The 26993-nt window shown below is 67.0% G+C and carries 28 protein-coding genes; 12 read left to right on the plus strand and 16 right to left on the minus strand.

Annotated features, from left to right (window positions below; genetic code table 11):
* Nucleotides 1-65: 65 nt before the first annotated feature.
* The 3 genes from EAD98_RS18955 to EAD98_RS18960 all read right to left on the minus strand — a co-directional run bounded on the left by EAD98_RS18955 (nt 66) and on the right by EAD98_RS18960 (nt 4668).
* Nucleotides 66-2594, minus strand: coding sequence for a bifunctional diguanylate cyclase/phosphodiesterase (locus EAD98_RS18955; RefSeq protein ID WP_121655385.1), 2529 nt, complete (start codon nt 2592-2594; stop codon nt 66-68).
* A gap of 61 nt (nt 2595-2655) precedes the next feature.
* Nucleotides 2656-2784 carry a hypothetical protein gene (locus EAD98_RS31795; RefSeq protein ID WP_255421233.1) on the minus strand — a complete coding sequence of 43 codons (129 nt, stop codon included), beginning with the start codon at nt 2782-2784 and terminating at the stop codon, nt 2656-2658.
* Nucleotides 2785-3477: 693 nt separating this feature from the next.
* Complete coding sequence (locus EAD98_RS18960; RefSeq protein WP_121655386.1) at nt 3478-4668, minus strand: epoxide hydrolase family protein; 1191 nt, start codon at nt 4666-4668, stop codon at nt 3478-3480.
* Between the two features lie 212 nt (nt 4669-4880).
* On the opposite strand from EAD98_RS18960, the gene EAD98_RS18965 reads away from it, so the two are divergent.
* Both EAD98_RS18965 and EAD98_RS18970 read left to right on the plus strand, forming a co-directional pair.
* On the plus strand, nt 4881-5201 hold the full coding sequence (locus EAD98_RS18965) for a hypothetical protein (protein ID WP_121655387.1): 321 nt from the start codon (nt 4881-4883) through the stop codon (nt 5199-5201).
* 182 nt (nt 5202-5383) lie between these two features.
* Entirely contained in the window at nt 5384-5857 is a 474-nt protein-coding gene (locus EAD98_RS18970) for a hypothetical protein (RefSeq protein WP_121655388.1), read from the plus strand.
* Between the two features lie 368 nt (nt 5858-6225).
* On the opposite strand, the gene EAD98_RS18975 is transcribed toward EAD98_RS18970, so the two are convergent.
* Nucleotides 6226-8082, minus strand: a complete 1857-nt coding sequence (locus tag EAD98_RS18975) for a DUF2075 domain-containing protein (protein WP_121655389.1) — start codon at nt 8080-8082, stop codon at nt 6226-6228.
* Between the two features lie 188 nt (nt 8083-8270).
* Here EAD98_RS18975 and EAD98_RS18980 point away from each other — a divergent pair, with 188 nt between their 5' ends.
* Nucleotides 8271-8633 (plus strand): nucleotide pyrophosphohydrolase, encoded by a 363-nt coding sequence (locus tag EAD98_RS18980; RefSeq protein WP_121655390.1) that lies wholly within the window; start codon nt 8271-8273, stop codon nt 8631-8633.
* A gap of 17 nt (nt 8634-8650) precedes the next feature.
* Here the strand turns inward: EAD98_RS18980 and EAD98_RS18985 are convergent, their stop codons facing one another.
* The 8 genes from EAD98_RS18985 to EAD98_RS19020 form a co-directional block, all read right to left on the minus strand.
* Nucleotides 8651-10087 carry a tyrosine-type recombinase/integrase gene (locus EAD98_RS18985; protein WP_121655391.1) on the minus strand — a complete coding sequence of 479 codons (1437 nt, stop codon included), beginning with the start codon at nt 10085-10087 and terminating at the stop codon, nt 8651-8653.
* On the minus strand, nt 10084-10269 hold the full coding sequence (locus EAD98_RS18990) for an AlpA family transcriptional regulator (protein WP_030329852.1): 186 nt from the start codon (nt 10267-10269) through the stop codon (nt 10084-10086). The genes EAD98_RS18985 and EAD98_RS18990 overlap by 4 nt, the downstream gene beginning before the upstream one ends.
* Nucleotides 10266-12020 (minus strand): replication initiator, encoded by a 1755-nt coding sequence (locus tag EAD98_RS18995; protein WP_121655392.1) that lies wholly within the window; start codon nt 12018-12020, stop codon nt 10266-10268. The genes EAD98_RS18990 and EAD98_RS18995 overlap by 4 nt, the downstream gene beginning before the upstream one ends.
* Nucleotides 12017-12559, minus strand: a complete 543-nt coding sequence (locus EAD98_RS19000) for a DUF2637 domain-containing protein (protein WP_121655393.1) — start codon at nt 12557-12559, stop codon at nt 12017-12019. Before EAD98_RS19000 ends, EAD98_RS18995 begins: the two co-directional genes overlap by 4 nt.
* A complete protein-coding gene (locus EAD98_RS19005) occupies nt 12556-12744 on the minus strand; it encodes a hypothetical protein (RefSeq protein ID WP_121655394.1) in 189 nt (62 codons plus the stop codon). The genes EAD98_RS19000 and EAD98_RS19005 overlap by 4 nt, the downstream gene beginning before the upstream one ends.
* Nucleotides 12745-12747: 3 nt before the next feature.
* A complete protein-coding gene (locus EAD98_RS19010; RefSeq protein ID WP_121655395.1) occupies nt 12748-13014 on the minus strand; it encodes a hypothetical protein in 267 nt (88 codons plus the stop codon).
* On the minus strand, nt 13011-14606 hold the full coding sequence (locus EAD98_RS19015; protein ID WP_121655418.1) for an FtsK/SpoIIIE domain-containing protein: 1596 nt from the start codon (nt 14604-14606) through the stop codon (nt 13011-13013). Before EAD98_RS19015 ends, EAD98_RS19010 begins: the two co-directional genes overlap by 4 nt.
* A gap of 175 nt (nt 14607-14781) precedes the next feature.
* Complete coding sequence (locus EAD98_RS19020; RefSeq protein WP_091402451.1) at nt 14782-15177, minus strand: transcriptional regulator; 396 nt, start codon at nt 15175-15177, stop codon at nt 14782-14784.
* Nucleotides 15178-15330: 153 nt separating this feature from the next.
* Between EAD98_RS19020 and EAD98_RS19025 the strand changes: the two genes are divergently transcribed.
* From EAD98_RS19025 to EAD98_RS19045, 5 genes are read left to right on the plus strand one after another with little or no spacing between them, the layout of a single operon-like run.
* Nucleotides 15331-16116, plus strand: a complete 786-nt coding sequence (locus EAD98_RS19025; RefSeq protein WP_121655396.1) for a hypothetical protein — start codon at nt 15331-15333, stop codon at nt 16114-16116.
* A gap of 32 nt (nt 16117-16148) precedes the next feature.
* Nucleotides 16149-16442: a hypothetical protein gene (locus tag EAD98_RS19030; RefSeq protein WP_147457441.1), complete on the plus strand. Its 294-nt coding sequence runs from the start codon at nt 16149-16151 to the stop codon at nt 16440-16442.
* Nucleotides 16443-16453: 11 nt separating this feature from the next.
* Nucleotides 16454-17263, plus strand: a complete 810-nt coding sequence (locus EAD98_RS19035; protein ID WP_121655398.1) for a hypothetical protein — start codon at nt 16454-16456, stop codon at nt 17261-17263.
* Between the two features lie 14 nt (nt 17264-17277).
* Nucleotides 17278-17763, plus strand: a complete 486-nt coding sequence (locus EAD98_RS19040) for a hypothetical protein (protein ID WP_121655399.1) — start codon at nt 17278-17280, stop codon at nt 17761-17763.
* A 28-nt stretch (nt 17764-17791) separates the two neighbouring features.
* Nucleotides 17792-18232 carry a hypothetical protein gene (locus tag EAD98_RS19045; protein WP_121655400.1) on the plus strand — a complete coding sequence of 147 codons (441 nt, stop codon included), beginning with the start codon at nt 17792-17794 and terminating at the stop codon, nt 18230-18232.
* Here EAD98_RS19045 and EAD98_RS19050 read toward each other — a convergent pair.
* The 4 genes from EAD98_RS19050 to EAD98_RS31615 form a co-directional block, all read right to left on the minus strand.
* Entirely contained in the window at nt 18216-18992 is a 777-nt protein-coding gene (locus EAD98_RS19050) for a glycosyltransferase (protein ID WP_233583884.1), read from the minus strand. The genes EAD98_RS19045 and EAD98_RS19050 overlap by 17 nt on opposite strands.
* On the minus strand, nt 18980-19792 hold the full coding sequence (locus EAD98_RS19055) for a GntR family transcriptional regulator (RefSeq protein ID WP_233583885.1): 813 nt from the start codon (nt 19790-19792) through the stop codon (nt 18980-18982). Before EAD98_RS19055 ends, EAD98_RS19050 begins: the two co-directional genes overlap by 13 nt.
* Before the next feature lie 158 nt (nt 19793-19950).
* Nucleotides 19951-20196, minus strand: a complete 246-nt coding sequence (locus EAD98_RS19060; protein ID WP_121655403.1) for a precorrin-4 C11-methyltransferase — start codon at nt 20194-20196, stop codon at nt 19951-19953.
* A gap of 91 nt (nt 20197-20287) precedes the next feature.
* Nucleotides 20288-20623, minus strand: a complete 336-nt coding sequence (locus tag EAD98_RS31615) for a hypothetical protein (protein ID WP_233583886.1) — start codon at nt 20621-20623, stop codon at nt 20288-20290.
* A gap of 549 nt (nt 20624-21172) precedes the next feature.
* Between EAD98_RS31615 and EAD98_RS19070 the strand changes: the two genes are divergently transcribed.
* The 4 genes from EAD98_RS19070 (at nt 21173) to EAD98_RS30735 (ending at nt 26989) form a co-directional block, all read left to right on the plus strand.
* Nucleotides 21173-21595, plus strand: a complete 423-nt coding sequence (locus tag EAD98_RS19070; RefSeq protein WP_121655405.1) for a GntR family transcriptional regulator — start codon at nt 21173-21175, stop codon at nt 21593-21595.
* Nucleotides 21596-21861: 266 nt separating this feature from the next.
* Complete coding sequence (locus tag EAD98_RS19075) at nt 21862-22590, plus strand: hypothetical protein (protein ID WP_147457442.1); 729 nt, start codon at nt 21862-21864, stop codon at nt 22588-22590.
* Nucleotides 22587-24788, plus strand: a complete 2202-nt coding sequence (locus EAD98_RS19080) for an ATP-binding protein (protein ID WP_121655407.1) — start codon at nt 22587-22589, stop codon at nt 24786-24788. The genes EAD98_RS19075 and EAD98_RS19080 overlap by 4 nt, the downstream gene beginning before the upstream one ends.
* 80 nt (nt 24789-24868) lie before the next feature.
* A complete protein-coding gene (locus tag EAD98_RS30735) occupies nt 24869-26989 on the plus strand; it encodes a hypothetical protein (protein ID WP_147457443.1) in 2121 nt (706 codons plus the stop codon).
* Nucleotides 26990-26993 lie beyond the last annotated feature (4 nt).

Genomic DNA, 26993 nt, shown 5'->3' on the forward strand with positions numbered 1-26993 from the left:
AAGTAAGAGTACACGGCCCGGCTCGACAGGTGAAATCGGATCCCCGGTGATCGTCCGCGCCCAGCTCAGGGCACGACACGAAGGCGCGGGAGCTCTCCGCTGGAGATCGTTTCCGGGTCGACCTGGGCACCGAACCAGGCGGCCAACCGCTCGTACGGCAGCGGCCGGCTGAACAGGAAGCCCTGACCGATCTCGCACCCGATGTCCTGGAGCAGCTCCAGGGTCAGCTCGCTCTCCACGCCCTCGGCGACCACGGTCAGACCGAACTGCTGGGACAGGGTCACCACCGCGTTGACGATCGCCAGGTCACCCGGATCGGTCGCCATGCCCTGCACGAAGGAGCGGTCGACCTTCACCTCGTGCACCGGCAGCCGGCGGAGGTGGGCCAGGGACGAGTCGCCGGTCCCGAAGTCGTCCACCGACAGGCGGACGCCGAGGTCGCGCAGCCGGCGCAGGGTCGGGATGGGCCGGTCCGTGCCGTCCAGCACCCCCGCCTCGGTGATCTCCAGCGTGAGGCGCTGCGCCGGCACCCCGTACTCGGTCAGCAGCTCGTGCACCCGGTCCGGGAAATGCTGGTCGTTGAGCGTACGGGCGGCGAGGTTGACCGCGATGGAGAGCGGCTGGTCGGCCTGGGCCCAGTCGCGGCTGCGCCGCAGCCCCTCGCGGAGCACCACCTCGGTGAGCCGGCTCAACTGACCGGTGTGCTCGGCTACCGCGACGAAATCCTCCGGGGCGACGGTGCCGTGCGTCGGGTCCTCCCACCGGGCCAGGCACTCGACACCGACCAGGCGGCGGTCCCGCAATGTCACCTTCGGCTGGAAGTAGACCTCGATCTCGTCCTGGTCCAGCGCCCGGCGCAGGTCGCCGGCGAGGCCCAGCCGGCGCAGCGACCGGGACTCCAGGGCCGGGTTGAACAGCTGCACGCTGCCCGGCACCGACTTGGCGGCGGTGGCGGCGAGGTCGACCCGGAGCAGCAGGGTCGCCGCGTCGCTGCCGTGATCCGGATGTACGGCCACCCCGACGGCCGTGTCCACGTCGAGGGTGAGCGCGTCGAAGACCATCTCGTCACGGATCTGGTCGCGCAACTGGCCGGCCAGCTCCAGTGCCGCGTCGGCGCTCTCCAACCGCAGCGTCACCAGGAACTCGTCCCCACCGGCCCGGCCGACCAGGGCCGACGACGGCGCGCTGGCCCGCAACCGGTTGGCGACCTCGGCGAGGACCTTGTCCCCGGCCGCGTGGCCGAGGGACTCGTTGACCTGGCGCAGCCCGTCGACGTCGAAGAGCAGCAGCGCCACCACTTCGCCGGGCGCGCGGATCTTGACCGACTCCTCCAGCGCTCCGGTGATCCGCCGCCGGTTGGGCAGCCGGGTCAGCGCGTCGTGGTACGCGTCGTGCCGCAACCGGTCCACCAGTCGCGAGTTCTCCAACGCCACCGCCGCGTGCGCGGCCACCGTCTCGAAGACGGAGATGTCGCGCTGGGTGAAGTAGAGCGTGTCGGCGAGCCGGTTGGTGACCTCAAGGGTCCCGATCACCACACCACCGGACCGCAGGGGAACAACGACGGTGTCCTTGACCCCCCGCTCGGCGAGGCTGGCCCGGAACTCGGGATCAGTGGTCACTCCACGGCCGACCGTGACGGGGCGAGCGGTCTCCAGCACCTTCTCCCGCAGCGCCGACGGGGTCAGGGACAGATCCAGCAGGCCGGAATCCTCGACCCGCGCGGTGAGCAGGATCTCGGGGTGTCGTCCCTGCGCCGGCAGCCAGAGGGTGGCGTACTCGGCCTGCATGAGCGCGCGCACCCGCCCGAGCAGGGCGTCGACGAGGGTCCCGTCCTGACCGCTGGCCGCCACCGCCCGACTCAGCTCGTACATGTCGGTGAGCGTGCGGTGCTGGCGGAAGAACTGGGTGTACGAGCGGTAGACCAGCGCCAACCCGGCCGCCAACGCGCCCAGGGGCACCAGCGACCACCAGGACTCCCGGATCAAGATCAGGACGATCAGACCCGCTGCCACGTTGATGCCCGCGGTCAGGAACAGGGACGGCACCGCACGGAGCGTCTCCCGGCCGGCCTGCCATCCCTGTAGGAGGGTGTGCACCGACGCGACGGCGGTGAGGCTGACCAGGATCACCACGCCGATCGCGCAGCAGAGACTCACCCAGGTCGCCGGGCCGACACCCGACCTCGGTGGCAACGCCTGAAGAACCAGGGTGGCGAGCGACGTTCCGGCGGCAGCCCGCGCGACGTTGAACCAGACCTTGGGCGCCGTGATCCGGTGCCGTAGCTGCGTGACCAGGGACGCGAGCGTGTAGATGACCACGACCGTCAACGGCGGCAGAAAGTAGAGCGCGAGCACGAGCGGCAGCTCGGTGAGCGTCATGGCCACCGACTGTCGACGGACGACCAGCACCAGCAGCGGAAGCCCCGCGGCGATCATCGCCGCGAGAAGAAGCGCTGCCCAGTGCCAGTCGCCGAACGGCCGGTCGGCGACCAGACCCGTGAGAGTCGCGCAGACGACCGCGAGGAGTATCAGCGGCGCCGTGATGATCCAGGCGTCCTCCGACGACCTACGCCTCAACTGGTCGCGCGCGATCATCCCGCTCCCTGTCGGTCTGACGTATGTCCGAAGTGGATCGACAGCCCGTCAGGCGGAGTTGTCAGACCCAGATGATGTCCGCCATGTGCAGTTCCGCCGGGACGCCACCGTGGTTGGCAACGACGACGCTGGCGACGGCAGCGAGGATGAAGAGTGAGCCAAACAGCCGGCCCAACCTACGACCAGACATGATTGCTCCTGTCGGAAAGTGTCGTGGGGATGGTGAAGATTCCACGATCGTGCCACAGTGCGGGCAGCGAGAGAAGTGGCGGAGGCCCCGACTGGCCCCACCGTCCGTGACTTCCCGCCGTTCGGCCCACCCCGTCATCACACTGGGCCAGATGACGAGCTTGCGGGCCCCGCACCGCTTCGTACAGCGTTGATTACGACCTTCAAGGCAATTCGGTCCAGCCGTGAGGCAGTCACCTAATTGGTGCGACGGCCACTGTGCGTAACGTTTCGAGCTGGCGCCAACGCCTCCACTCCCCGCCCGGCCATCGACCACCATACCGGTTCGTCGCAATCGCGCCAGCCCCTCGGCGGGCACCGTTCCGGGTACGAGCGTCGACGCGGCAGCCGCACCCGGAGAGACCTCGGCACAGCTCAACAGAGTCGACGCATCGATGGCGGCGGCTGGATGACTTCAACCCGTACAGCTTCCGGGACGGCCGTCCACAGTCGCGGCCTTCCCACGCGCAGAGCCGATCCCGGGCCGGCCGGTCCGTGCCACCATCCGCCCGACGCCGCCGTGCGGAAGCGGCGGAGCCGGCCGGATCAACCTTGTCCGCGGAAGACGTGCCGCCGCCGAGTCCGACCCCCGAACTGCTCCCCTACGCGTACGGCGGCAGTGACCAGGATCACCCGAGGTCGGGACGACTCGCGATCATCGGAGCGGCCGGAACACCGCCCGCACCTCGGTGGCGAAGAGCTCCGGTTCCTCCCAGGCGGCGAAGTGGCCGCCGCGGTCGACCTCGTTGAAGTACGCGAGGCCGGGGTAGACCGTCTCGGCCCAGCTGCGCGGGGCGGCCCAGATCTCGTCGGGGAACGTCGTGAAGCCGACCGGAACCGTAACCGGTGGAGGCGCCTGGCCGGCAGCGGTGGCCGCGGCGACGAACCGCCCGAACTCCCAGTACCACCGGGCGGACGAGGCTCCGGTGCCCGTCAACCAGTACAGCGTGATGTTGTCGACGATGCTCTCCCGGGTGAGGTTGCCGACCGGCTTGCCGTCGACGAACGCGCGGGAGATCTTGTAGTAGCTGTCCGTGTCGTGGTCGAGCATCCAGGCCGCCAGCCCGACAGGTGAATCCAGCAGGGAGTAGCCGATCGTCTGCGGCCGGGTCGTCTGCTCCAGGAAGTAGCCGAAGCCGTCCATCGTGAACGTGTTGAGCGCGTCGAGCGCCGCGCGTTCCTGCTCGGACTTCGCCGGCAGCTTGTCCTTGATACCGATCGCCCCGGCGAGCAGGTTGACGTGGATGCCGAGCAGTCCTCCGGGTCCCTGGCGCCCCATCGCGTCCGTGACGCTGGCGCCCACGTCACCCCCCTGCGCGACGTAGCGCGTGTAGCCGAGACGGCTCATCAGCTGCGCCCACGCGCCGGCCATACGGTTGGAGTCCCAGCCGAGCTCGACCGGCTCGCCCGAGAATCCGTAGCCGGGCAGGGACGGCAGCACCAGGTGGAACGCGTCCTCGGCGGTGCCGCCGTGCGCGGTCGGGTCGGTGAGCGGGCCGACGACCCCGAGCAGCTCGACGACCGAGCCTGGCCAGCCGTGCGTCATGATCAACGGCAGGGCGTTCTCGTGCTGCGACCGTACGTGAATGAAGTGGATCTCGACGCCGTCGATGACGGTCGTGTACTGCGGCAGGGCGTTCAGCTTCGCCTCGCACGCGCGCCAGTCGTAGTCGTTCGTCCAGTAGCGGGCCAGCTCCTGGATCGTCGCCAGCTGCACGCCCTGGGAGCGGTCCTTGACCAACTCCCGGTTGGGCCAACGCGTGGCCGCGATCCGGCGACGCATGTCGTCGATCACTTCTTCCGGCGTGTCGAGCCGGAAGGGACGGATTTCGCTGTCGTCAGACATGTTCTCCACCTACCGGGTCGGGACGACCGGCGCCGGAACGCCGGCGGAGCTGGCACGGGCCCAGTCTCCCAGCGGCCCCGGGGCCGGCGGATCGAAATGCGAATACACACTCGGACCGGCCCGGGGAGAGTTCGCTGGCCACGGAGCCGACGCAGGCTGCCGTGCGATCTGTGCTGCGACGGCGACCTTGACGCGCCGCCGATGCTGGGCGCATGAGCATGGACGACCCGGTCACGATCGCTCTGCGCGTGGTGGCCGTGGTCCTCGGGCTGGGCTCGGTCGTACTCGGGGTTCGTGTGGCCGTGTCACGACGGTTTCCCGCAGCCTGGGTTCGGCTCGCACGCCTGGGACCGCGAGAGCGGTCCCAGCCCGTGCGGACGGGCAGCGCTCAGGCCATGATCGGCGCGGGCCTGCTGATCCAACAGGCGCCGTTCCTCATCCCCATGCCCTATTCGGCGGGAGTCGCCCTGCTCGCGGTGTCACTGCTGTTACTGGTGACGGCGGCGGGATCGTTCGCGCTGATCCGTCGCTAGCTGAGCATGGTGAGGTGCCGGTGCGCGGTACCCGCAACCGCCGTGCGGCACGATTACTCATGCAGCACGCTCGTCGGCTGGAGGGTCGACATCACCAACCGCCGCCGCCGTAACTGGTGATCAGCCGGCGCGGTTGTTCAAGCATCAGCGGGAGCGATCGCGGGGACTTCAGGAGCGGGACAGTGGGCAGCGGCGAAGCCGGCTGGCGCCCGTACCCGGGCGCCTATCGCGCTCCCCACGATCTCCCCCCGGTCAAGCCCGGCCGTGTTGTCGGCCTGGGTGCCGTCTGCGATCTCGCAGGGGCGTATCCCGAGGATGCGAGCACGCGGAGCTTCATTGTCAGTGAGTTCGCGATGCTGCACGACGGCCGGCGCGTGCTTCTCCACGCCGAACGTGGGTTCACTGTCACTGCCAGATCAACCGGCGCCGCGGGCAATGGCGCTGTTCCGCTCCGCGAGACTCGGGACAGCATTACCCAGCACGTTCTGAATGCCGTGCTTCCCGACGACGAGGAGTGCGCAGAGGAACATCTTTGGTCATGGCTGGCCGAGCTGGCTCAGGCTCGCGGCCTGGCGGTGACCGCGGAAGACCTCCGAGCGCTTCCGTACAGGGTGGTGCTGACCGACGCGGTCTCCCGCTGGCTCGCGCCTGCCTGAGCCGCTCCGGCCGCACGACGAGTTTTCGCCAGCAAGATCGACCTGCCCACAACCAGTCGCCATCGGCTGGACTCAGCCGGACTTGGCCAGACAAACGACAACGGCCCCTGATCAGCATCTCTGCTGGTCAGGGACCGCTGTTGCACCTGGTGGCGGGTAGAGGATTCGAACCTCTGTAGCTTTCGCGACGGATTTACAGGGCATCAGCGTTGCAAGCCGGGTGCCGCGGCTGACCTGCAGCTTCTCCCCTGCGTGCTCGGATCAGCCACTAGGTCGCCCACCATGTGCCCACGCCCACGGCGAACCCCACCACCGGCTCCCGACCCGGCCGATGGCCGGGTGCAGGCACCGCACCCGGCCATCAACGTTCAGATCTTCGGAATGCCCAGGCTCGCGAGCTTGGCTCTGGTCTCGGGGTCGACCGAGTAAAGCACTGCTCCGCGCATGCCACGCGTGGCGAGCACCCTGTAGGTGTTGCGGACAAGCTCGCCGATGTTCAATGCACCCTTGACCTTTGCGTCATGACTCGCCCTCGGGTTGACAACCCATGCTTCCCCACGCCAGACGAGGTCGGGACCGAGGATGACGCCGGCATAGTCATACTCCAGCCCTTGGGCGGTGTATACACAGCCGATCTGACCGAAGCCGCCGTCGTCAGTAGCCCACAGGTCGGAAGGCGGGATCCCGTTGAGCATGCGAGTAGCCCGCGAGTTCCATGGACGTTTCCACCCGTCGATCACGACGTCATCGACGAGGCTGCCGTCCGCAGCAGCATCGCTCCAGGGCCAGCAATAGCCAGCGGCGATCCTCGCCTTGAGCCCCTGCTCCTGCTTCTCCTCGAGGTACCGCTCCATCGTCTCTGGCGAGTCCGCGAGGCAAAGATCGAAGCTCTCCAGCGGTTCCCATTGCCGTGGACCGTCGCCAGCCAGGCCTAGTAGCTCCTCAACCCAGTCGACGTACTCCTGACAGCTGCCGCAGCGGAACTGGTCATGCAGGTGGACCGGCGTCACCTGGATGCCGAGATTGAGCGCCGCTTGCTCAATCAGCTCGATCGAGCCCACTTCACCACGTCGCACGATCTGGTTCTCATCGAGGAGGAATACCGGAACGTTGGCGGCCCGGATAAGCTCCTCAACTTGACTAATCGTGGACTTGCGGTCGCGGGGTGTAAAGCGATGGTTGGAGGTCTGGCGAATCCGGTGCGCCTCGTCCGCGATGAGGACGTCGATGTCATTTGGCGTCAGGTGCCCGTAGTTGTTGAAGTAGGTGAAGACCTGCTTCGCCCGCCGATTTGTCACTCCCAGTTGCTCACGCAAGGTGGTGGTGAAGGACTTACTCCCGGTCGCGTGAACGGTCCTCGTCCCCATGCGGCTGAGCGCGCCGAGCAACTCGATGGCAATCACACTTTTGCCCGTGCCGGGGCCACCGACCACCAGGATGATCTCCTTGTGATTGCCAGCGTGACTCTCCTGCACGGCGCGCAGCACGTGGTCGTAGGCCAGGCGCTGATCATCGAGCAGGGTGAAGACGCTGCGACGCAGGACGCTGTCGCTGACTGCCGACATGAGTGCCTGCGTAGGCCGAACCGGCGACTTCAGGAGGTAGTCGGCGTTTTCAGCGGCACCCGTCCCGGCGAGGACTGTACGTAGAAAGGTTTGCAGCTCCGCCCGCTGGTCCTCGCCGTAGATCCGCACATGCCTTCGCACCTCCTCGTCGAGCCGCTGCACCCCAGGCTGGATCGTCGTGAGGTCACGGCTAGAGGCATTGTGCATATTGACCACGCCGTAGACGTGGGCACACTCCAGCGCCGACAGGTAGTTGGTGAGGGTTGTGCAGTACGCCCACACCTGGTTGGCCGGGTGCACGTGCACCCCAAAGCCAGGCACATCAACCAGCTCGGAGTGCGGTACCGCCTGAACCTTGGACCACTGCTTGTTCTCGATCACGACGACGCTCGGCCGGCCATCGCGTGGATGAGAGCCAACCAAGACCATGTCTATCCGGGTGTTGTTCAGCGGGCTGCGCAGCTCGACGAGAACCTCGACCTGGTCAAGTCCCACGGCTGCCAGCGCGCTGGTGATGGTGGGGATGCTCCTCACCCAGGAATCGACCTCACTGGCACTCGGGTGGGAGCCGATCTGTGTAAGGAACGCCTTCCTCAACTCCGGCTGGAACGTGCCATTGGCGTCAGCCTGGCGGATCTCAGCGACGGTACGGCGCAGCAAACTTCGGGAGCCCAAAATGCTCCCCTCCTCTTCGGTGGGCGGCGCAAGGCCGGACGGTTACCAAAGGCGGTACAGAGTGGACTGTAGGCCAGGCTCCTGACATGTTCGGCTGGATCGCTAACAGACTCGCCGGGATCAAGAGCCAGAGACAGTGCCGTTACGGAGAGTATTGATGGTATCCAAGGCCCATGAACCTGCAGGAGCTGCAAGAACAGGTGCGCCTCTTCGCCCAAGAGCGTGACTGGGAGAAGTTCCATGACCCGAAGAACCTCGCGATGGCGCTGGCCGGCGAGGCCGGGGAACTGCTTGAGATTTTTCAGTGGCTCACCCCGGAGCAGTCTTCTTCGGTCATGGACGATCCTGGACACGCCGAGGCGGTACGTCACGAGCTGGCGGACGTGCTTGCCTACCTGCTTCGACTTGCGGATGTCCTTCAGGTCGACCTCTCGACAGCGCTGCTCGCCAAGATGCAGCTCAATGCCCTGCGCTACCCCGTCGACCGGGTACGTGGGCGGAGCGACAAGTACAGCGCGTACGACGACCAACGCTGACGCTCTGGCTTCCACCCTCACCTCAGCGCGTCTGCGATCTTGTCGTTCATGGTGTCGTCTCCTCCGTCGATGCAATTGGCGTAGACCCGGAGCAGAACGGCGACGCCATGGCCCAGGCGCCGGGCGACCTCGGTCGGCGGGACGCCGGCATTCAGCCAGAGCGAGGCCGCCGCATGCCGCAGGTCGTAGGGCCGGCGGACGAGCGGCGAGGCGACCTGCGACTCGGTCAGCGCCTTCTCGCGGGCGAGCTTCCACCACCGGTCGTAGACCGATTCGGAGAGCGGCCCACCATGCAGGCCCCGGAAGAACCGGCCGTCCGGGCCGACCCCGTGATTCTCGACGTGCGCGCACAGCAGCTCGACGAGCCGGGGCGGGATGGGAATTGTCCGAGTCTCAGCCCTCCCCCGGTGCTTGAGGCCGCGCCGCTCGTGGGAGCCGCCGTCATCGGTCCAGTGCGACCCGGCGCGCGGCGAGGTGCCGGCGAGCACCAAGCGGCCCCAGCGATATTCGATCTTCTCGTGGTCGCAGAACCGGGAAGGCTTGACCACTGCCAGGTCGTCGAAGTCGGCCCCGCAGTCGGCGCACCGGCCGGCAAGGTCGCAGTCCTCCCGCCGTAGATCCGCCGCTTCCGAGGGCCGCATGCCCGCGTAGTAGAGGCAGCCGAAGAACGCGGTGACCTTGTCGGCACGTCTGCCGAGAGATTTCACCGCCTCCAGCAGCGTGGCGACCTGGGCTGGGTTCGCCACCACCCGCCGGTCGATGGACTGTGCGACCTCTGGGGCGGTCCACTGGACCCGGTCGACCGGGTTGGAGGCGATCAGCTCCAGCTCGACGGCGTACCCGAGCACGTTGTAGAACGTGGCCCGCTTCCGCTGAACGGTGGAGGCCGCCGCGGGCTTGCCGTCGAGACGTACACACAGGCTGTCGAGGACGCGGCGGACCATCGCGGGTGAGTCGAGTTCGACTACCGGGAGGGACGCCGTCTCCAGCCAGGCCAGCGCCGCCGCGTGCTCGGGCGGGATCTCGTTGGACCAGCGACGCGGGTTAAGGCCGTAGAGGTACAGCGCCTCACGGAGCAGGGCGTCCTCCGGTCGGCCCCTCTTCGCCGAGCGGGTCAGGGTCACCGTGACGGGGGTCAGTGCCTCGACGATCGAGCGCCGGGTCTTGGCTGCCGCCCGCGGCCACTTCATCTCGACGTACGCGCGGCTGTGTGCGTACCAGGTGGTGGGGTTCTTGGTTCTGGCCTCGGAGACCGGGCGGCCGGTGGACGGGTCGAAGGGCTCCCCCGCGTTGGCCGCCTGGACCAGCTCGGCGCGGAACGAGTGCGCCAACGCCTTGGTACGGAACATGTCCTCGAAGCGTTGCCCGCTCACCGCCCAGCGGACCCGCCACGGTCGACCTTTCCGGTCGGCGCGCTTACCGATCTCCCAGATCTGGACCTCGTAGCTCTTCACGCGGCGTCCTGCTCAAGGTCGCCGAGCCAGCGACCGAGCGCCGACCGACGGACCCGCAGCTGCCCGTTCGGGAGCTTGATCACCCGTGGTCCCTTGCCGGTCTGCCGCCAGTAGAACCAGGTCGAGCGCGGTACGCGCAGCTCGGCGAGCACTTCCGGCACGGTCAACAACTCCTCGTTCACTGCGTCTCCTCCCCGTTGTGCTGTGCGCTGTGCTGAGTTGCCGAGAGATCTGTGAACCTCTGCGCGGCCCGGTCTTTGGCGGCGAGCAGTTCGGAGCGCCAGCGGGCGCGTTCGCTGATCGACCGCATGAGCCGGTGGGTCATCGGGCCGACGTCGGGATCGTCGGGTCGGGCAAGCTCCCAGGCGTGCCGGACCCGTTCGGTGGTGTCGCCCCGGTCGTCGATGAGCTGCGTGCCGTCGGTGGTGACGCCGAGCAGTGCCCGGACCCAGGCCCGCGCGTCGTGCTTGTGGTCGGCGAGGGTCTTGCCGGACCAGTCGCGGGAGATGAGGATGCGCCGGCCGCCGATGCCGAGGGTGTCGCGCTGGTGGACCTTGCCCTTGCAGCGGCCGGGCTTGAGCTTGGCATGTGCCTTCTTGGGCTGGACGCCGTAGAGCAGCCAGTTGGCGCACCGGTCGGTGCACGGGGTGACCTGGAGTTGCTGCCAGAGCCGGTCGAGGTGCTTGCGTTGCCGGTCGGTGGTTGCCTTGTGGCAGTCGCCGGTGTGCTTGGTGATGTATTTCGTGACGTACCGGATGGTCCGTTCGGCGTCCTCGGTGCCGGGCATGACGCCGCAGGCGTCGACCTGGGCGCCGAAGCGGGCGACGTGCACCGGTTCCGCGTCCGGGTCTTCGTCGATGGTGTCGAGGGCTTCCGTCCAGGTGGTCAGCGGCTCGCGGGTGTCCGGGTCTGCCCAAGCCGTCGCCTGCTCGTCCCATATCGGGAGCCGGTCGAGCGTGTAGCGCTGGACGTCGACCGAGGGCCACCACACCTGGTGGTAGGTGGCCGCCGCCACGGTGCGGAGCACTTCCCGAGGGATGGTGCCCCGGATGGCGAAGTGGGCGTGCGGAGCGAGACGGCGTTGCGGCTCGACGCAGCCGGCGTACTGGACGTTCCAGCCCTCGCAACGGCGGAGGTTCTGCCAGAACCGGTCCAGCAGTCGAGGGAAGTGGACCGCGTCCCAGGCGGCGCGGCGGTAGTCGTACCGAGCGGGGTTGACCGGGGTGCCATCGGGGCGGACCGGGCCGTAGGAGTCGAGGGTGAGGGTGAGCCACATCGACGGTTGGTAGGTGGAGCCGTCCGGGGCTGTGTAGGTCTTGCCGACCGTGCGTCGCTCGACCTTGCGCCGAGGCAGCTCGGGAGCGTCCTGGCGCCGCTTGGTGGAACGCTTTCGCCGTGGGCCGGGCTCGTCGTCCTGGTCCTCGTCGTCGGTGGCGTGGGCTGGTCCGACGCGCCCGCGCAGGCCCTCAGCGCCGATGGCTTCCTCTACCTCGCGGATTGCCGCGTCGAGGTCGGTCACCTGGTCCCACTGGGCTGCGCGTACGGCCTCGTCGCGGGAGAACTCCAGGTGTGCGCGGAACAGGATCAGGGACTTCTGTGCTTCGGTGGCGGGTTCCGGGCCCGGTAGCGGTTCGTCGTCGCGGTGCCAGCCCTCGCGGATCTGGGCTTGCCGTAGCCGGCGGTTCTTCTTGGCGCACGGCGCGCACTTGTCCTCACGGGTCGCGCCGCAGGGCAGGTCGATGACTTCGGTCAGGCCGGTGTCGAGGTCGGTGCGACGCATGGCGAGCGGACGCACGCAGACGCCGTACTCGATGGCGATGTCCTTGAGGACGTCGATCGAGCGGGGCAGCGCCATGCGCGCCGCCCGCGACCCCGGCCGAGGAGCAACCGAGGTCGGGGCGGGTTCGAGACCGGGCAGGGTCGGAGCCGTCATCGGATGATCCCGACGACCTGGGGCCGGTTGGACTGGACGACCCCGACCGAAGGCAGTACCGCGACTGATGCCGGCGGCATCACCGGAGCCGGCGGCGCGGGTTCGACGGGCTGCGGCTCGTCGTACCAATCGCCTTGCGGCTGGTCGGGCTCCGGTGCCGGCGCGGTGGTGGGTGCGCTGGACAGGACGACCTTCACCAGGGCGAGGAAGGCCAGCGACGGCACCGCCGCGACGATCCAGCCCCAGACGGACGGTTCGGCTTCGGCGACCTGGGCGGCGAGGGAGAGCAGCGCGAACGCGACCAGGAGGACGCCGACCAGGCCGACGGATCGACCATCGCGGCGGCGGGCGCGGATCTCCAGGCCGAGGTAGATGGCCATCAGCTCGACGGCTACGGCGTTGGCCCAGCCGATCCAGTCGGGTTGGCCGTGGGCGACGGTCAGGTCGTGTACGTGGGTGAAGGCGGCGGCGCCGGCCATGGTGCCGATGGCGAGCAGGATCAGCACCCGAACGCCGGACTCGGCGCGTTCGCGGATCATCGGCCGCTGCCGTTGTTGCGGACGGTCAGGGTGATGCAGATCTGTTGGCCGTTGAGGTCGCGGCGGCGGTTGACCATGTGCGCGAGGCCGTGCAGGGCACCGGCGAGCCGGTCCGGGGAGCCGTTGAGTTCGATGTGCAGCGGCTTGAGGCGGTGGGTGCCGAGGAAGAAGCTCTTGAGGGACATCGGTTACCTCCGGGCCGGGGCGACGCGGGTACGGATGTGGTCGGGCGGCTCGCCGAGGGAGGCCACCGCTTCGGAGAGGCAGCGCCACAGCGCCCACGCCTCGTCGGGGGTCAGGTACATGCGGCGCCGACCGCCGCCGACGGCGAGATAGACCGGGTACGGATCGGGCCGGGCGGGTTCGACGCGGACGGACACCGCTGTGCTGGTGGCGCCGTCGGTGCCGGGGGCGCGGAGCCGGTAGAAGGTTCGGCCGTCGGTCGGGGCGGTCACCGCGGCTCACCCCCGTCGGTGTCCCGGTCGAGGATGTTCAGCAGCGAGTCGGGCAGCAGTGGTCCGCGACGCTGCCGGGGCAGTGGCGGGCGGGCCGGTTCGGTGGCGGTTTCCCGACCGACCTGGGCGAGGATGTCCGCCGCGTCGGCCGGCGCCGGGTACTCGGCGGCCAGCTCCCGGATGTGGTCGTCGGAGATGTAGGAGAAGCGGACCCGAGCCGGCTCGGGGGTGCCGTCGAGGATCACGTAGCCGACGCCCTTGGCCCAGCGGGGCATCTGGTCGGCGAGGGCACCCCGGTTGCGGGCACCGTCGCCCAACACGAGGTCGACCTGAGCGGCCTCGGTCAGGCCGAGCGCGATCCGGGTCGGGAACAGGTCCCGGAACGGCAGTACCTCCTTGCGGGGGTCCTGCAACGCGGCCACCACCAGGACACCGACGCCGGCACCCTGCGACAGCAGCAACCCGAGCGAGCCGGCGATGCGCTTGCGCAGGTCGACGTCCTGGAGGTACGCGGTCAGTGCGGCCATCTCGTCGATGACCACCACGACCAGGGGGTCAGCCTCGGTCGGGGTGTGCACCCGCACCGCACCAGCAAGCCGAGCCTGCCGCTCCCGCATCACCGCCACGGCCTCGTCGAGTAGGTCGGCCATGGCCTCGAACGACTTGCAGGCGAACCGGGCGAACAGCGGCCGGCCCATCGCGAACTCCATGCCGCCCTTCGGGTCGATCACCCACAGCCGAACCAGCCCGGAGGAGACCCCGCCAGCGAGAACGCGGACCAGGGACCACAGCACGGAGCCCTTCCCGGAACGGGTGGCGCCGCCGATGAGTACGTGTGTGGCGAGCAGGTGCAGGCACCAGTGCCGCAGGTCTTCCCGTCGGGCCAGCGGGAGTGCGGTGAAGTCGGGCACCGAGGGGACGTCGAACGGGTCAACCAGGGTGCGCAGCGCGTCCGTGCGGACCACCACCAGGTAGACCACTGACGGCCGGTCCCGGAACCGCAGCCGATCCACCGCGCCCAGGACCAGCGCCCAGTAGCCGGACCGGATCGGCGGGTCATCGGGGCGTTCGGAGTAGACCCGGGCGTGCCGCCGGCCGAAGGCGTACGCCAGGTTCGCCGTTGCCTTCTGGAACTCCTCCGGTGTCTGGCCGCGGACCATGCAGATGGTCAGCACGTCGAGCGCCTGGTCCGAGCGGACCCGCAGCAGCTCCGGCAGGACCGTGCGGTGGTCGTACACCTTGGTCAGGCCACAGAGGGTCATTGCCTCACGCCAGGCCCGCCGGTAGACGAACAGCTGACGGAATCGGCCGAGGATCGGGCCGGCGCACCAGGTCCACCAGGACGACTCGTGCCGCCACCGCCACACCGCCGACACAGCGGCGGCCAGGACCACGGGCACGATCACGCCGGTCCGGCCGAACTCGCGGTAGAGGATCACCCCGGCCACGACCAGGCCGACGGCGACCGGATGGCGAAGACACCACCACAGTCCCCGCCACAGCCACCGCAGCACCAGGCCGACGGCGATGAGCCAGACGGGCAGTTCCAGGCGACGCGGCCGGATCACCATCAGGTCCCCGGCAGTGGTCATCACGACCTCGCCACGCGGCCGGCGCATCATCGGACACCCGCCACTGTGGGCCGCCGCAGGACGGCGGGCATACGCTTGGACATGTCACTACCTCTCTCGACAGAGCAGGGGAAAGAGACAGAGGGCGGGGCTGCCGTCCGCCAAGACCTGACAGCCCCGCCCCCACCAGATGCGGCTACTGCGCCGCCTTCGTGGCCACGCCCGCCGGGGCACGCATCCCGGTCGCCCGCAGCGAATACGCCATCCGACCGTTGTTGCCCACGTACGGCGTGACGGTCATGCCGTCGAACTCCACCGCCTCGAACAGGCCACCCGTCGGCGGCACCGGCTGGTAGTCCGCCGAGATCTTCACCGTCGTCTCCCGCGACCGCTTGCCCAACTCCGGGTCGAGGTCCATCACCCGGACCTGCCACACCCGCTGGCCGGTCAACTTGTCCTTCGCCGGGCTTCGCCGACCGGTCTTCTCGTCGTAGTCCTCCACCTCGCCCAGGGACTCGGGCACCAACGCGCATCCCGCCGGGAACACGTCCTCACACCGCACCGCGAACCTCGTGCCGCCTCGCAGAGCCATCGCTCAACCTCCAACTTGTTAACTTGTCTGCCAAGTTGCGTCCAAGGTAGACGGCACTTGGCAGACAAGTCAACAAGCTTCTGAGGGCATCTGAACGCAAGGGAACGCCGGAATGGAGGGACAGCGGTAGCGGGGCGAGCACGTTAGGTTGTAATGACCAGCGACAACCTGATCGATGGGGAGCGATTCATGGGAGATCCGCTGGACGACATCGCGGAACTCGAAGAGCTCCGCCACCAGGCGCAGGATCTAGCGCGGCGCTTCGCGGCTGGCGAGCGGGAAGCAGCCGAGGTTTCCGCCCGGGATTCACACGAGGTCGTGCGCGTTGTGTTGGCCGCGGACGGCCGAATCAGTGAGGCCACCGTCTTCTTCCACTGGCACCGAAGGATCAGCAGTGACCAGTTGGGCGCAGCGATCGTGGAGGCCGCCGATGAGGCAGCCCGTCTGCGAATTGAGGCGTGGTCGCACGGCATCAGCCAAGCGACGGGAAACGAACCGGATGCACCTGGGCCGGCTACGTCCCCGTCAGGGAGTGGCCTGACTGAGCCAGGAGACGAGTCGGCAGTCAACTTCGCGCGCGGACTGTTCCACGTGCTGACCGACTCGTTCGCCCGTCTCGACGACCTCGCTGCGGAAGCGGAGCGGGCAGCACTCACCACCTCGACCAGCGCCGACCCAGAGGACCGCGCACGAGTGACGCTCAGCGGTGAACGGCTGTCGGCTGTAGTCATCGACGAGGCGTGGTTGCGATCCGCACACGCCGATCAGGTGGGAGCTGCGGTCACCCAAGCTCTACAGCAGGCATACGCGGACCGCAAGCAAGCCAGCCCGCTGCGGAACTCTTGGCCGTACGACGAGCTGGAGCGGATGACCGGCGATCCGGCTCAGCTCCTCGCCAACCTCGGTTTGGCGCCGCGACAAGCGCGAAGGAGTGACTGAGCATGCCACCTCCCGGTCCAGAGAAGCTGAAGGTGTCGATCGAGATGCTGCGAAAGGACGCGGCTGTCTGGGACGACTCCGGCGACATCCTGAGGGACGCAGCCCAGGTCGCCGCCCGTCTTGAGCTCGCTGCGCTGCACTTCTCCTACATTGGTGACCAGATCGGGCTGGTCGACGTATACCAGCAAATCCAGGACCGCATGATTCGGCTTCTCAACGAGGGCAGCAACACCTTCGAGACGATCGCGACATCGCTGCGTCATGTCGCCGACGGTTACGAGCGCGACGAGGCAGACGGCGTGCACCGGCTCAACAAGATCTACTGAGAGGCCGGCTGGTGACTTTCCCCTTTCCCCGCCCGCTGCCGTTATCCGAGGCTGAGTTCGATCAACTCATCAGCACTATCGAAGGCGCCATGCGCCACATCGAACGGCTCGTCAACCAGCTCATTGAGCGGGTGAACCGCGCACTTGCCTGGCTCGGGCCACTCGCTCAAGACGCGCTGGACCTGCTGTTGCGCTTCCGGGATCTTGTCATTCGCTTCTATTCCGAGGTGGGTAAGTTCTTTACCCGCTGGGGCGTGCCCTGGACGCTGTACTCACACGGGGAGACGTGGACTCGTCACGTCGGCGGGCCGGCGCACGAGCAGGCCGCTAGGGTCGACGCAGGGCAACTACAGGTCGATGAGTACTGGACCGGGGTTGCCGCCACCGCGTATACCGGGCTACTCCCGCTTCAAGGCAAGGCGCTCGCCAGCATTAAGGCTGCAACCGATGAACTCGATGACGCGCTCTGGAAGGTCGCTGCGGGAATCATCGCCTTCTGGCTCGGCATTGCTGCGGCGTTCGCGCCGTACATCCTGGAGTTGATCGCGGAGACGGCTACTGCCTCAACCGTTGTCGGAGCGCCCCCAGCCGCAGCCGCAGCGGGTGTTTCCACCGCCAAGGTCGTCGCTGTGACCGTCGCAGTCGTCACGGCAGCCATCACCTACCTGACGACCCTCTGGACGCAGATGCGGGACCTGGACCAGCGCCTACATAACAGCGACGGGCTTCCAGGCGGCAACTGGCCGACGTTGGTCTCCGACATCTCGAACGGACGCGTCCACGACGGCGGCAAGACCCTGGACTGGAACATCAAGAGTTGATGGAGACCTGACCCATGGACGTACGCAACGACCGCGTGCCCCTCGTCGACCCGACCGCCGCCCGGCGCAGCGCTCGTAGAAGCATCCGGATAGGCACGCTCGTGTTCATTGGTCTGACCGGCTTCACCGCGAGCGGTACAGCCATGGTGACCGCCGGCGAGTTGCCCGGACTGCCCTTCGCCGTCGGTGGCGCCGCCGCGCAGGTTGCCGTCGCCGTCCTCGTCGGGACCCTCATCTACGCCCGCTCGGGATCGCGAGAGGGGCTACTCAGGAACAGGCTGGCCACCGCCGCCCGGGTCTTCCGCCAGCTTCAGTGGGCTCTACTAGCGGTGCTCGTAGTCCTGGCCGGATACGCACTGACGCGCCTGATCATGGGCGACCCCTGGACCCTGCTTACCGCCGGCATCATCGGCGTCCTTCTTGCTCTGCTGCTCCGCGGCGCCGCCCTACTCAGCCGGCGGATGAGCGAGGCGGCTAGGCATGAAGCGGGCCACGAGTAGCAGGGCCGCCAGTGGGTAGGGGGACGTCATGGACAGCGGGGATTCGACCGACGAACAGCACTCACGCGTGCCAGGGCTGGATGACACCACCGTCGAAGCCCTGGGTGAACTGAGCAAGGCGCTGGAGACGATTCATCGGGTACGCGGCCACCTGTATTCGGCGCACCAGCTCGTGGGCGGGGCCGACCTCACCCTTGATCGCGTGGTCAAGCTACTGAGGCAGGCGGGGCATGACGAGGCCGCTGACCGGGTGGAGCGGGAACTCCTGGGCCGGAACGTTCTGCCTGGCCGTTGGACCTTCCAAATCATGGAAGAGTTCGATGACGGTTACTACGCGGCGTTCCAGGAGATCGAGCGGTACGCCCGCGAAAAGCTAGCCGGCGGCCGGCGACACATCTACGAAGCTGAGATGAAGGAACGGCGCCGGACACACGGTATGCCGGGCCACGAGGCTACGCCAGAGGCGTGAGCGGTAAACCGTTCGGCAGCATCGAGGCCAGGGCGCCGGCTCTGGCCCCGATGATCCTCATCCGAGCCTGATACTCGGCCGGTTCCCGATGCGCGGCCTGGCTGGTGACCTGGCCGGGCCACTTGCGGTAGAGAAGACCGTATTCACGGGTGAAGTAGCCCGCGCTGACCGCGTTGGCGGCGAGCAGGAGGCCGGTGTCCTCAGAGGCCGGCAGCGCCATCCAGCCGCCCAGGGCGAAAACGAGATCCCGCCGCAGGCACAGGGTCGCGGGGTGCACCGATGCCCGGTAGTCGTTGGCCTGCCAGAACGACAGGACCGAACCGCGGTCGATGACCCCGCCGGCCGGGTCCTTGTCCCAACCGGCGGTCGATCCGTCGGGCAGCAGGTCGAGTACCCGCGAGGTGGTCCAGCCGATCTGCGGGTGCACGTCGAACGCGGCGACGTCGCGGGCGAGCGCGCCGGGGGTCAACTGGTCGTCGGCGTCCAAGACCTTGATGAGTTGCCCGGATACTCGGGAAAGAGCGAGGGTACGGGCAACACCAGGCCCACCGGGACGGCCGGTGCCCAGACTGATCCGGGGATCATCTGGCAGCGCGTCGACCAGGGCGCCGCTCTGCCCGTCCTCCTGGACGAGCCATTCCCAGTCCCACCCGGCCGGCATCTCCTGCTTGGCCAACGACTCGTAGGCGCCAGCCAGGTACTCGATGCTGGGCGCGTGGACCGGGGTGATGACCGAGACGAGCTGCGTCAAGTTTTCCACCGCTGGAGTTTGTGGGAGTAGACAAGCTCGGTGCGGTCGCCCGGCATTACCACGTCGGCGACCTCGACGACGCGACCTGTGGTGTCGACCGAGGTCTTCCGCACGGTGAGCACGGAGACGCCGGGGTCGATGTCCAGCAACTCCGCTTCGTCGGGCGACGGCGGGCGGGCGCGGATCTCGTCGTCGATCCGATCCAACTCAATGCCGAGCGTGTAAAGCTGATGCTGCGTGCCGCCCGGCCACGGCTCCTTGCCCTCGTCGAGCAGGTCCGGGTTCGCGGCCACCAGGTCGTAAGGCAGGTACGAGTACGACACCGTCAGCGGCGCGTTCTCGTGGCGGGAGGACGTCCAGTAGACCCGGCGCAGCAGCGGCGTACCTGGCCCGACCTGTAAGGCCGCCGCCATCTCCGCATCTGCCTCCACCCGGGAGTACTCGGCGTGGAACTTCAGATCGTCGACGGTCAGGCCGGTGTCGTGCTCGGTGGCACCAGTCTTCAGCCGCTCGGCCTCGTCCAGCAGGACGCGATCTTTCTCCCACTGGTACCGCTCTGTGTTGCGGCGGCGTACCCGCTGGCGGGGTGCCCGTACGTAGGTCCCGCGCCCCTGCTCCGCGCGGACCAGGCCCCATTCCCGGAGCTGCCGGATGGCGTTGCGGACGCTTGTGCGCGACAGGCCCGAGGTGTCGGCCAACTCGGTCTCACTAGGCATCAGGGTGCCGGGGGCCAGCTCACCGCTCACGATCTTTGCCCGCAACTCCTCCGCGAGTTGCAGGTAGCGAGGGCGCCAGTCCCGGCCATGCACACCGGTCACCGTACCCCCTAGACGTTCCAACGTCTGCCAGGTGGTCCCGCCGGCGGGCCGCTCGGGAACCGCAGGCACCGCCACCGCTGCTCGCGTTGACCGCGCAGGGCGTGGGCCGGTAGTACGAGGAACGGCTACGCCCCGACGGCTGCTGGCGTTCACCGTGTCTCTCCGGCCCGCTCGCCGCCATCTGCCGGTGTCAGCATCTCCAGGTGGGCGTACGCCAACTCATCGATGAGCCGGTCCACCTGCGCGGGCGACAACAGCACGGTCTGCGTCGCGCCGTAACGGGTCGCGTCGAGCTTCACGGCCAGGTCCCGGCGGGCGAACCGGTCAACGACCAGCTGGACGGTGACCCAGCCGGTCCGCTCCCGCCCAATCGTGCTGAGAAGCCCGCGGTGCATCGGGTCGTTCGGGCCACAGCCGCGACACCAGACCGGGCACACGACTGGTGCGATCGACGACGGCGACGGCCTTTCTGGGATGGCAGCACCCTCACTCATCGCCGGCCCCCTGCTGCCCGGTGGCCTGCGCCAGCGATTCGCGAAGTTGCTCGACCAGTTGGGCTGCCTGCGGCAAGGACAGCTCCGCCCAGGCGTTCCCGGCCCGGCATGTCACGTGAACACCGACCATGGGACCGCCCAGAGCCTCACTGCTGATGAGGTAAGTGACGACAAGCCCGCCCGCCCGACTGTCGCCGGCCCGCTGCATTGGGCCGCGATGACGCCGGGCCATATGGGTCATCACCGGCGGTACCAAGTAGCCACAGCGATCCGGGGCGCACCAGTCCGGATGGCTGGTGACGGCGGCCGGCTTGTTGGTGCGACTCATCGCGGCCACCGCCCGCCGTTGCCTCGGTAGAGCTGGGCCCGCGTCATCAAGGGTGCGTGCCGGAACGCAGGCAATTCACGGGTGGCGCCTGTCGACCACCGCGGCGAGGAGGTCGTAGAAGCCGCGCGCGGACTCGACTGACCGATGCTGGCACCCCGGGCAGATGGGCGCCTTCGAGACCACCAGGATGAGAGCCAATGGTGCCGACGATGAGAGCCGGGCATCGCACCTCCACAGGTAGGCGGGGACCGGTGGCCAGCCACGGGGGAATGCGGCCGGCCACCGGCCCGGATGAAGGCACGGCGTACCGTCCGACGCCGGACGGGTCGGGTATCGCCGAGCCGACTTGTCCGCGCGGCTACCGCAACCGGTCCGACAGGACGCCGCGCATCACGTGCGACCAGAGCCCGGCTCGACACCGCCCCTGATACGAACCGTCATCTCGGCCGCACACCAAGAAGCGTATCTACAAGTGGACGAGTTGTCTAGGCGTCGACATGGGCCGCTTGGTGGGCAGTTGGTAAGACAAGTGCCAGGTACGGTGAGCAGGTGCCCACCCCGCACTACGGACAGCCCCGCTACCGCGTCATCGCCGATGAACTGAGGGAACGTATCGAGCACGGCGTCATCCCGCCGGGCACCCTCTTGCCAACCGAGAGCGCGCTCACCGCAGAGTTCCGAGCAAGCCGCGGCACAATCCGCCAGGCCGTAGCGGTCCTACGGGAGGAGCGGCTAGTCGCCACTGAACACGGCCGCGGTACTTACGCAAATCCCTGCTGGCACAAGAGCGGGCGGGATGAGGGATCCGAGACGGAAACACGACAGCGCCAGGTCGCCGCCGACCCAGAGCTTGCAGCCCTCTTCGCTGTCGAGGTCGGTACAGCCCTGGTTGAACAACAGCGCATCACCCGGACAGATGGAACCGTCGGAATAGTCGTCAAAACCTACCGGCTGTTTCCGACGAAGCAGTAAGGCCCCCCTGTTTGCATCGAACCGAACCGTCGCACTCTGGCAGGCTGTGATGGTGAGCGGGAGACCCACTCCGGGCGCTTCGCGAAGACCACCCGCACCCAGACATCATCAGCGACCAACCTCAAGGGACAGTGATCGCGCTTGCGAGACGCGCCTTAGCTGCGCAGGTTGCAGTTGCGTCCATGTGGCGGATCGCCGTCGGCGCCCGGTGGCCGGTATCGTGCCAATCGGTCACGTTGACATCACCGTGGGAAGTGGGTGCTGGTATGACCGAGGCCACGGGTGCCATCCACGCCGAGGGACGACCAGCGGCGACCAGAACGCAGCACGCCATCCGTGTGCTGGTTCTGCTTGCTGAGTGTGGAGAACCCGTACGGGACGGCGATCCAACGAACGCTGCGAAGGCCATCCGTAGCGAACTGAGACTGCAAGCCATGGACTTCTGGATGCGTAACCCGGACTACCTCGCCGACGAACTGGTGACGATGGTCGACGCAGGCAAGATCCACGACGGATACCTCGACGTCGCATGGTCGTTGCTGAACGACCCGGAGCCAGACCTGCGCTGGTACCCGATGCCGCGTTGGTTCTTCGGTGCCTACGAGCAGCTCGACGACGCATTCGCCATGCTGGAGACGTACGGTCTCGCAACGCTCAAGCGAACTGGGCAGCCAGGCAAAAAGAGTCAGCGCAACCAATTCTTCCTGACGCAGGCAGGTGCCGAGGCAGCAGTCGAGTTGGCAGAGGAGCCCGTGCTCGGCTGGTACGCCAAACAGGTGAAGCGGGTGAAGCTGGTTGCCGGCGACGATGTAGGCCAACGTCTGAAAGACCGGCAGTACCAGCAAGCCACCTACGCGGGCACCGAACTGGGTCTCGACATCGCCCCAATCGCCCCACGAGTACAGCAACGTCTTGCCGCCCTGCGGGCTTCTGCGCCGGCCCAATCAATAACGAGTGTCGCTGCCGGCGCAGACAGCACCGGAGGTTATGCGTGAGCACCCTTGCCGAAGAGATCCTCGGGACCCTCGCCAAGCGGCGTGGCGACAGGCGGCACCTGCTGGTTTCGGACGAGGTCGACACGATCCTGGAAGACCTCAGGATCCCCACCTCGGCGACCAAAGCGATTCCAGTGCCGCTTCGCGTCACGCGCATCCATTTCAACGGAACAAAGCTGCTCAAGCCGACGCACCCCGATGCTGCTGGCCATCAGGCCATCGAGATCACCGAAGGCGCTTCCCATAAGCCGACCAGCATCATCACAGCGGCCCACGATGATGTCTCCACCCTGTTCGGCGAGACGTCAGACGGGGTGCAGCCCACCGAGGACGAGGACGAGGCGCCCATCCATCTCGTCCCCGTGCCCTTCAGTTTCCAGTGGCGCCCCCAGGCCGGCGTCAATGGAATCGGCTCAGGTCGCAACTTTCGTGGCAAGTCAACGGTTCTCAACGTCCTCATGTGGTCGCTGACCGGTAGGTGCGCACGGTTTCAGCCCGACATCAAGCAATGGATTCAGCACGTCGAAGTCGACTGGACCGTCGGCCCCGAACGGCTGCAGGTCGCCTTCGACGCCCGAGACGGCCACGCCGCAGGGCAGGTAGTCAAACTAGGCGACGTCGGCGCACCCGACAAGCCCATCGTTCTGGGCGAGTTCGACGGCGACGACTTTGAGCGGGTCATGGGCTCGCTCATGATGCCGCGCCTCCACCTCGAACACATCCCCGTTTGGACCGACACACAAGCGCGCGTACACGCCTGGCCGGCCTACTCAAGCGCCTTCGTCGTCCGCGCTAACCAACTAGATCCCATCGTCGGAAACGAACAGACCCTTGGCATCCGAATGATGCAAATGTTCGTTGGTACCGAATGGGCACCTGCCCAAGCCACTGCAACGACCGCCAAACGGGGGATGGAAGCCGAAAAGTCCTCCGCGACGGCGAAAGCGAAAGCTGCTGGCGACGCAGTGCGTCAGAACCGCGAGAACGCCCAGCAAGCCGTCAACGCAGTAAGAAAGAAGATCGCCGAACTCCCGGCAGAAGGCTCCGACCTCAAGACGGTACTGAGCCTTTCGACTCGGGCCTCGGACCTTGCTCGGCAAGTGCATCTGCTCGAAAGCAAGCTCATAGCACAAGCAGAACTCGCCGACACCGCACGTCAGCAACTCAGAGCCGCAAAAGCCCGCATCCACACCAAACACGAAACCGCGCTCGCAACCAAGTTCTTCCACCGCATGCGCCCCAGCGTCTGCCCCCGCTGCACCGCCGAAGTAACAGCCGAGCGACAGGCGGCGGAGCCCACCAAACACCAATGCTCGGTCTGCACAAGCAGCCTCAACCTCGAGGCATTTGAAGCGGACGTCATCGTCGCCGCATCCGTACCCGCGGTCATCACCTCGGCGCTCATGTCGGAGGCCACAACGCCTGATGCCGGCGACGACACGGTCGATGTCCGTCCGACGGACGAGATTGAGGCAGCCGCAGCAGCGCTCACCGCAGCAGAACAACGAGCCGCCGATCTGCAGCAGCAAATCCGCGACCTGACCAGCCGACGTGACACCGCTGCAACCGAAGCCGAATCCAGCCGCAGAATGCTGACTGCAGCCGAAGGCCGCCGAGCTTTGGAACTCGAACTGGCGCACGCTGAAGGCGCGCTCGCGGCACTCACTCAGTCAAGCGACCCCAGCGCCATCGACCCGGTCGACCCCGTACGCGCAGCCGTGGCAGACGCCGCAGAACAGGTGCTGCAGAAGTGGGTGAAGGACGAACAAGATCCACTACTAAGGATGATTTCCGCCGATGTCGAGCGCCTAGCCGACAGCTTCGGGGCTGGCAACCTCAGCCGCATCAAACTCAATGGCGCGGCGAGCATGTCGATGCTCAAGGGTGCCCGGAAAGTCACGTACACCGACCTTACCGAAGGCGAGAAGCTACGCGTTAAGATCGCCACCGCCATCGCCCTCATTAAGCATGGCTACGTGAACAACATCGGCCGACACCCCGGCCTGCTCGTCCTCGACTCCCCGGCAGCAGAGGAAATGCCCGAAGCAGACCTCGCGACAATGGTCGAAGCGCTCCAGGCAGTCGCGCAAGAGGCTGAGATGCAGATCTTCGTCGCCACCCGCAACGCCGGTCCTCTCGTGGCGCTCCTCCCGGCCGCCAGCAGGGTGGTAGCCGAAGGCGACAACTACGTATGGTGACTGACGGGAAACTGGCCCCGCGGCAATCCGGGATCCCACACTAGGCTTCGCACCAGACGCCAGGCTCAAGGAGGGGACGCATGACAAGCCCATCGTCCACCAACCTTGCCCACGACCTCATGATCCTGCTTGCTACGACGCCGGGCCGCCCTCCGGACGTCAACGCGCTTACCAGCCTCGGTGGCTGGGACCGCGTCGCCTCTGACGGCGCCGCAATGGCCGACAGCCCCGTACTCGCCCCGCTCGTCGCGCTGGTCGTACGGGACACAGCCAATCCCAACAACCGAACATGCGCCTACACCGCTGCAATCAGCGCCATCACCACGGCCATAACGCAAACCAAAAGCCCCGCCGTCTTCGCCGACAGCCTTAACACCCTACTGAGCTGCCCTGCGGCCCTTGCCGAGTCCCGAACCGATTTGACAACGGAACTCGATGAGATAGTCAGAAACTTCTGCAAACTGCCCACTCCGAACACTCGAGCGGCGCAACGAGCGGCAGACGCCCTCGAAGCGCTCACCCGGCTGAACCTCGCCAACGACGACCCGCCATTCGACCTGCTTGCACTCCTGAAGAAGTTCGACGCACCGGTCCCTAAGCCGCTCGCAACAGCGGTTATCCGGGCCGTTGGCACGGTCGTAGACCACTGGCCGCACGCAGCGTCCCTCGCCGATGTCATTCGGCTAGTCGCCGGCATGGACAAGCCGCCAGCCAAAGTTCAGCCCGGCCTAGACCCGGAAGACGTCGCATCCGATGCTGCGTGGGCATTGGCCGGTATTGAGCTGGTCGACGCGCTCCGCGCATCCGACCTAGCGGCGATGGCCACGCACCTAGAGGCATCCGCAGCGTACCTAGACACCGCCCGAGACAACTACGAGCGCGAAGACGCGAACGTGCTCCTCGCTGTCGTCCAACTCCTGCTTTCTCTACTTCAGGAATCAGGGGTGTCACCCACCGTCACATCCCTGGCAACGCCGCGCCTTGCGCCGGAAGCTCTAGACGACCTGGGTGAACGCGTCCGCAGGATCAATGTTGCCTCGGTCGGCTTGAATCACTGGTACGGCGACCCAAAACGAGCAGCACTTGCCGCCTGGAGCCGATTCGCAGACGACCTAGGGAGGCTCCGAAAGGAGTTCGACCGAAACAGCTTCTACAAGGCCGCAGTAGTTGTGGACCACCTTCTGCAGATCTACATGGGTTCGCGCTCAGTAGAAGTCGTACGCCACGAAGACGACGTCGACGGCCTCCTGAGCCTCGTTCAGCCAATCATCGAAACAGGCTTCGCCAGAACCGCCGGCCTGCTGAGCAACCTCGAAGATCACACCGAGGAGCTTGAACAACAAGTCGGCGCGGCCACGACCGCCGACCAGCGTTTCATCCTTTCCGAGCAACTCGAAGCGGCTCGCGCAGTCCTGGCTGCTGCTCGATTACACGCACTCGGAGGAGCCGGTCAGGGAAAAGGCGACGGCGGTACGGCAGACACGCCGCTGCCGCCGCCAATTAGCCAACTCGTTCCAGCCGGATCAGATGCGGCCAACCACCTAGGAACGCTACCTCAAGTCACCCTAGGCGAACTAGCCCGAGCGATCGACAACCGAACTATCGGCCGGCGCAGTCTCAACCTGATCGAGACCCAAGTCTTCTCGAGAATCCGAGCCGCCCTCGCTCTAAGCCCCGACTACCGCGGCGACGTAGCGACCACAGTCGACGAACTCTTACGAATTATCATCCGATTCGTCACGACGCGAACCAATAGGCAATCTGATCGATTTCCATACCTATTTGACCCAGCGGCCAAAGAAGATAGTATCCACCACGACCTCGATGGCTACCTCACGCTAAGCGACCTCGGATCAACCGTCGAATACGAGGTCCAGCACGTTGCTGGCGGACGTATCGACCTGCGGCTGAGGTTCGACGACTTCGCGATCCATATCGAGATGAAAGTCGACTCAACCAAAGTCCCCATGAGCGACAAGACTGCCTACCTCAAACAGGCCGCAGCCTATCAGGGTACCGACATCCGCATCGGGTTCCTCGTTGCCCTACGACACAAGGCGTTCGACCCGACAGGGCCAGCGCCCCACCTGAGCGAGCTGATTGGCCACACCACGTTCGACATCGAGGGAGACCGCACCCCGAGGCACATCATCACGGTTCAGGTGCCAGGCAGTCGTACCAAGCCCTCGGACATGAGGTAGCTGT

Source organism: Micromonospora sp. CV4 (assembly GCF_003667455.1).
Taxonomy (GTDB): domain Bacteria; phylum Actinomycetota; class Actinomycetes; order Mycobacteriales; family Micromonosporaceae; genus Micromonospora.

Bases quoted from the DNA above. Each gene is read 5' to 3' on its own strand.
- EAD98_RS18960 (WP_121655386.1), bottom strand. From the start codon at position 4,668: ATGTCTGACGACAGCGAAATCCGTCCCTTCCGGCTCGACACGCCGGAA.
- EAD98_RS19060 (WP_121655403.1), bottom strand. From the start codon at position 20,196: ATGCACCGCGGGCTTCTCAGCACGATTGGGCGGGAGCGGACCGGCTGG.
- EAD98_RS19015 (WP_121655418.1), bottom strand. From the start codon at position 14,606: ATGACCACTGCCGGGGACCTGATGGTGATCCGGCCGCGTCGCCTGGAA.
- EAD98_RS19020 (WP_091402451.1), bottom strand. From the start codon at position 15,177: ATGGCTCTGCGAGGCGGCACGAGGTTCGCGGTGCGGTGTGAGGACGTG.
- EAD98_RS19005 (WP_121655394.1), bottom strand. From the start codon at position 12,744: ATGTCCCTCAAGAGCTTCTTCCTCGGCACCCACCGCCTCAAGCCGCTG.
- EAD98_RS19075 (WP_147457442.1), top strand. From the start codon at position 21,862: ATGACCGAGGCCACGGGTGCCATCCACGCCGAGGGACGACCAGCGGCG.
- EAD98_RS31615 (WP_233583886.1), bottom strand. From the start codon at position 20,623: ATGAGTCGCACCAACAAGCCGGCCGCCGTCACCAGCCATCCGGACTGG.
- EAD98_RS18965 (WP_121655387.1), top strand. From the start codon at position 4,881: ATGAGCATGGACGACCCGGTCACGATCGCTCTGCGCGTGGTGGCCGTG.
- EAD98_RS19040 (WP_121655399.1), top strand. From the start codon at position 17,278: ATGGACGTACGCAACGACCGCGTGCCCCTCGTCGACCCGACCGCCGCC.
- EAD98_RS18980 (WP_121655390.1), top strand. From the start codon at position 8,271: ATGAACCTGCAGGAGCTGCAAGAACAGGTGCGCCTCTTCGCCCAAGAG.
- EAD98_RS31795 (WP_255421233.1), bottom strand. From the start codon at position 2,784: ATGTCTGGTCGTAGGTTGGGCCGGCTGTTTGGCTCACTCTTCATCCTC.
- EAD98_RS18955 (WP_121655385.1), bottom strand. From the start codon at position 2,594: ATGATCGCGCGCGACCAGTTGAGGCGTAGGTCGTCGGAGGACGCCTGG.
- EAD98_RS30735 (WP_147457443.1), top strand. From the start codon at position 24,869: ATGACAAGCCCATCGTCCACCAACCTTGCCCACGACCTCATGATCCTG.
- EAD98_RS19000 (WP_121655393.1), bottom strand. From the start codon at position 12,559: ATGATCCGCGAACGCGCCGAGTCCGGCGTTCGGGTGCTGATCCTGCTC.
- EAD98_RS19025 (WP_121655396.1), top strand. From the start codon at position 15,331: ATGACCAGCGACAACCTGATCGATGGGGAGCGATTCATGGGAGATCCG.
- EAD98_RS18995 (WP_121655392.1), bottom strand. From the start codon at position 12,020: ATGACGGCTCCGACCCTGCCCGGTCTCGAACCCGCCCCGACCTCGGTT.
- EAD98_RS19045 (WP_121655400.1), top strand. From the start codon at position 17,792: ATGGACAGCGGGGATTCGACCGACGAACAGCACTCACGCGTGCCAGGG.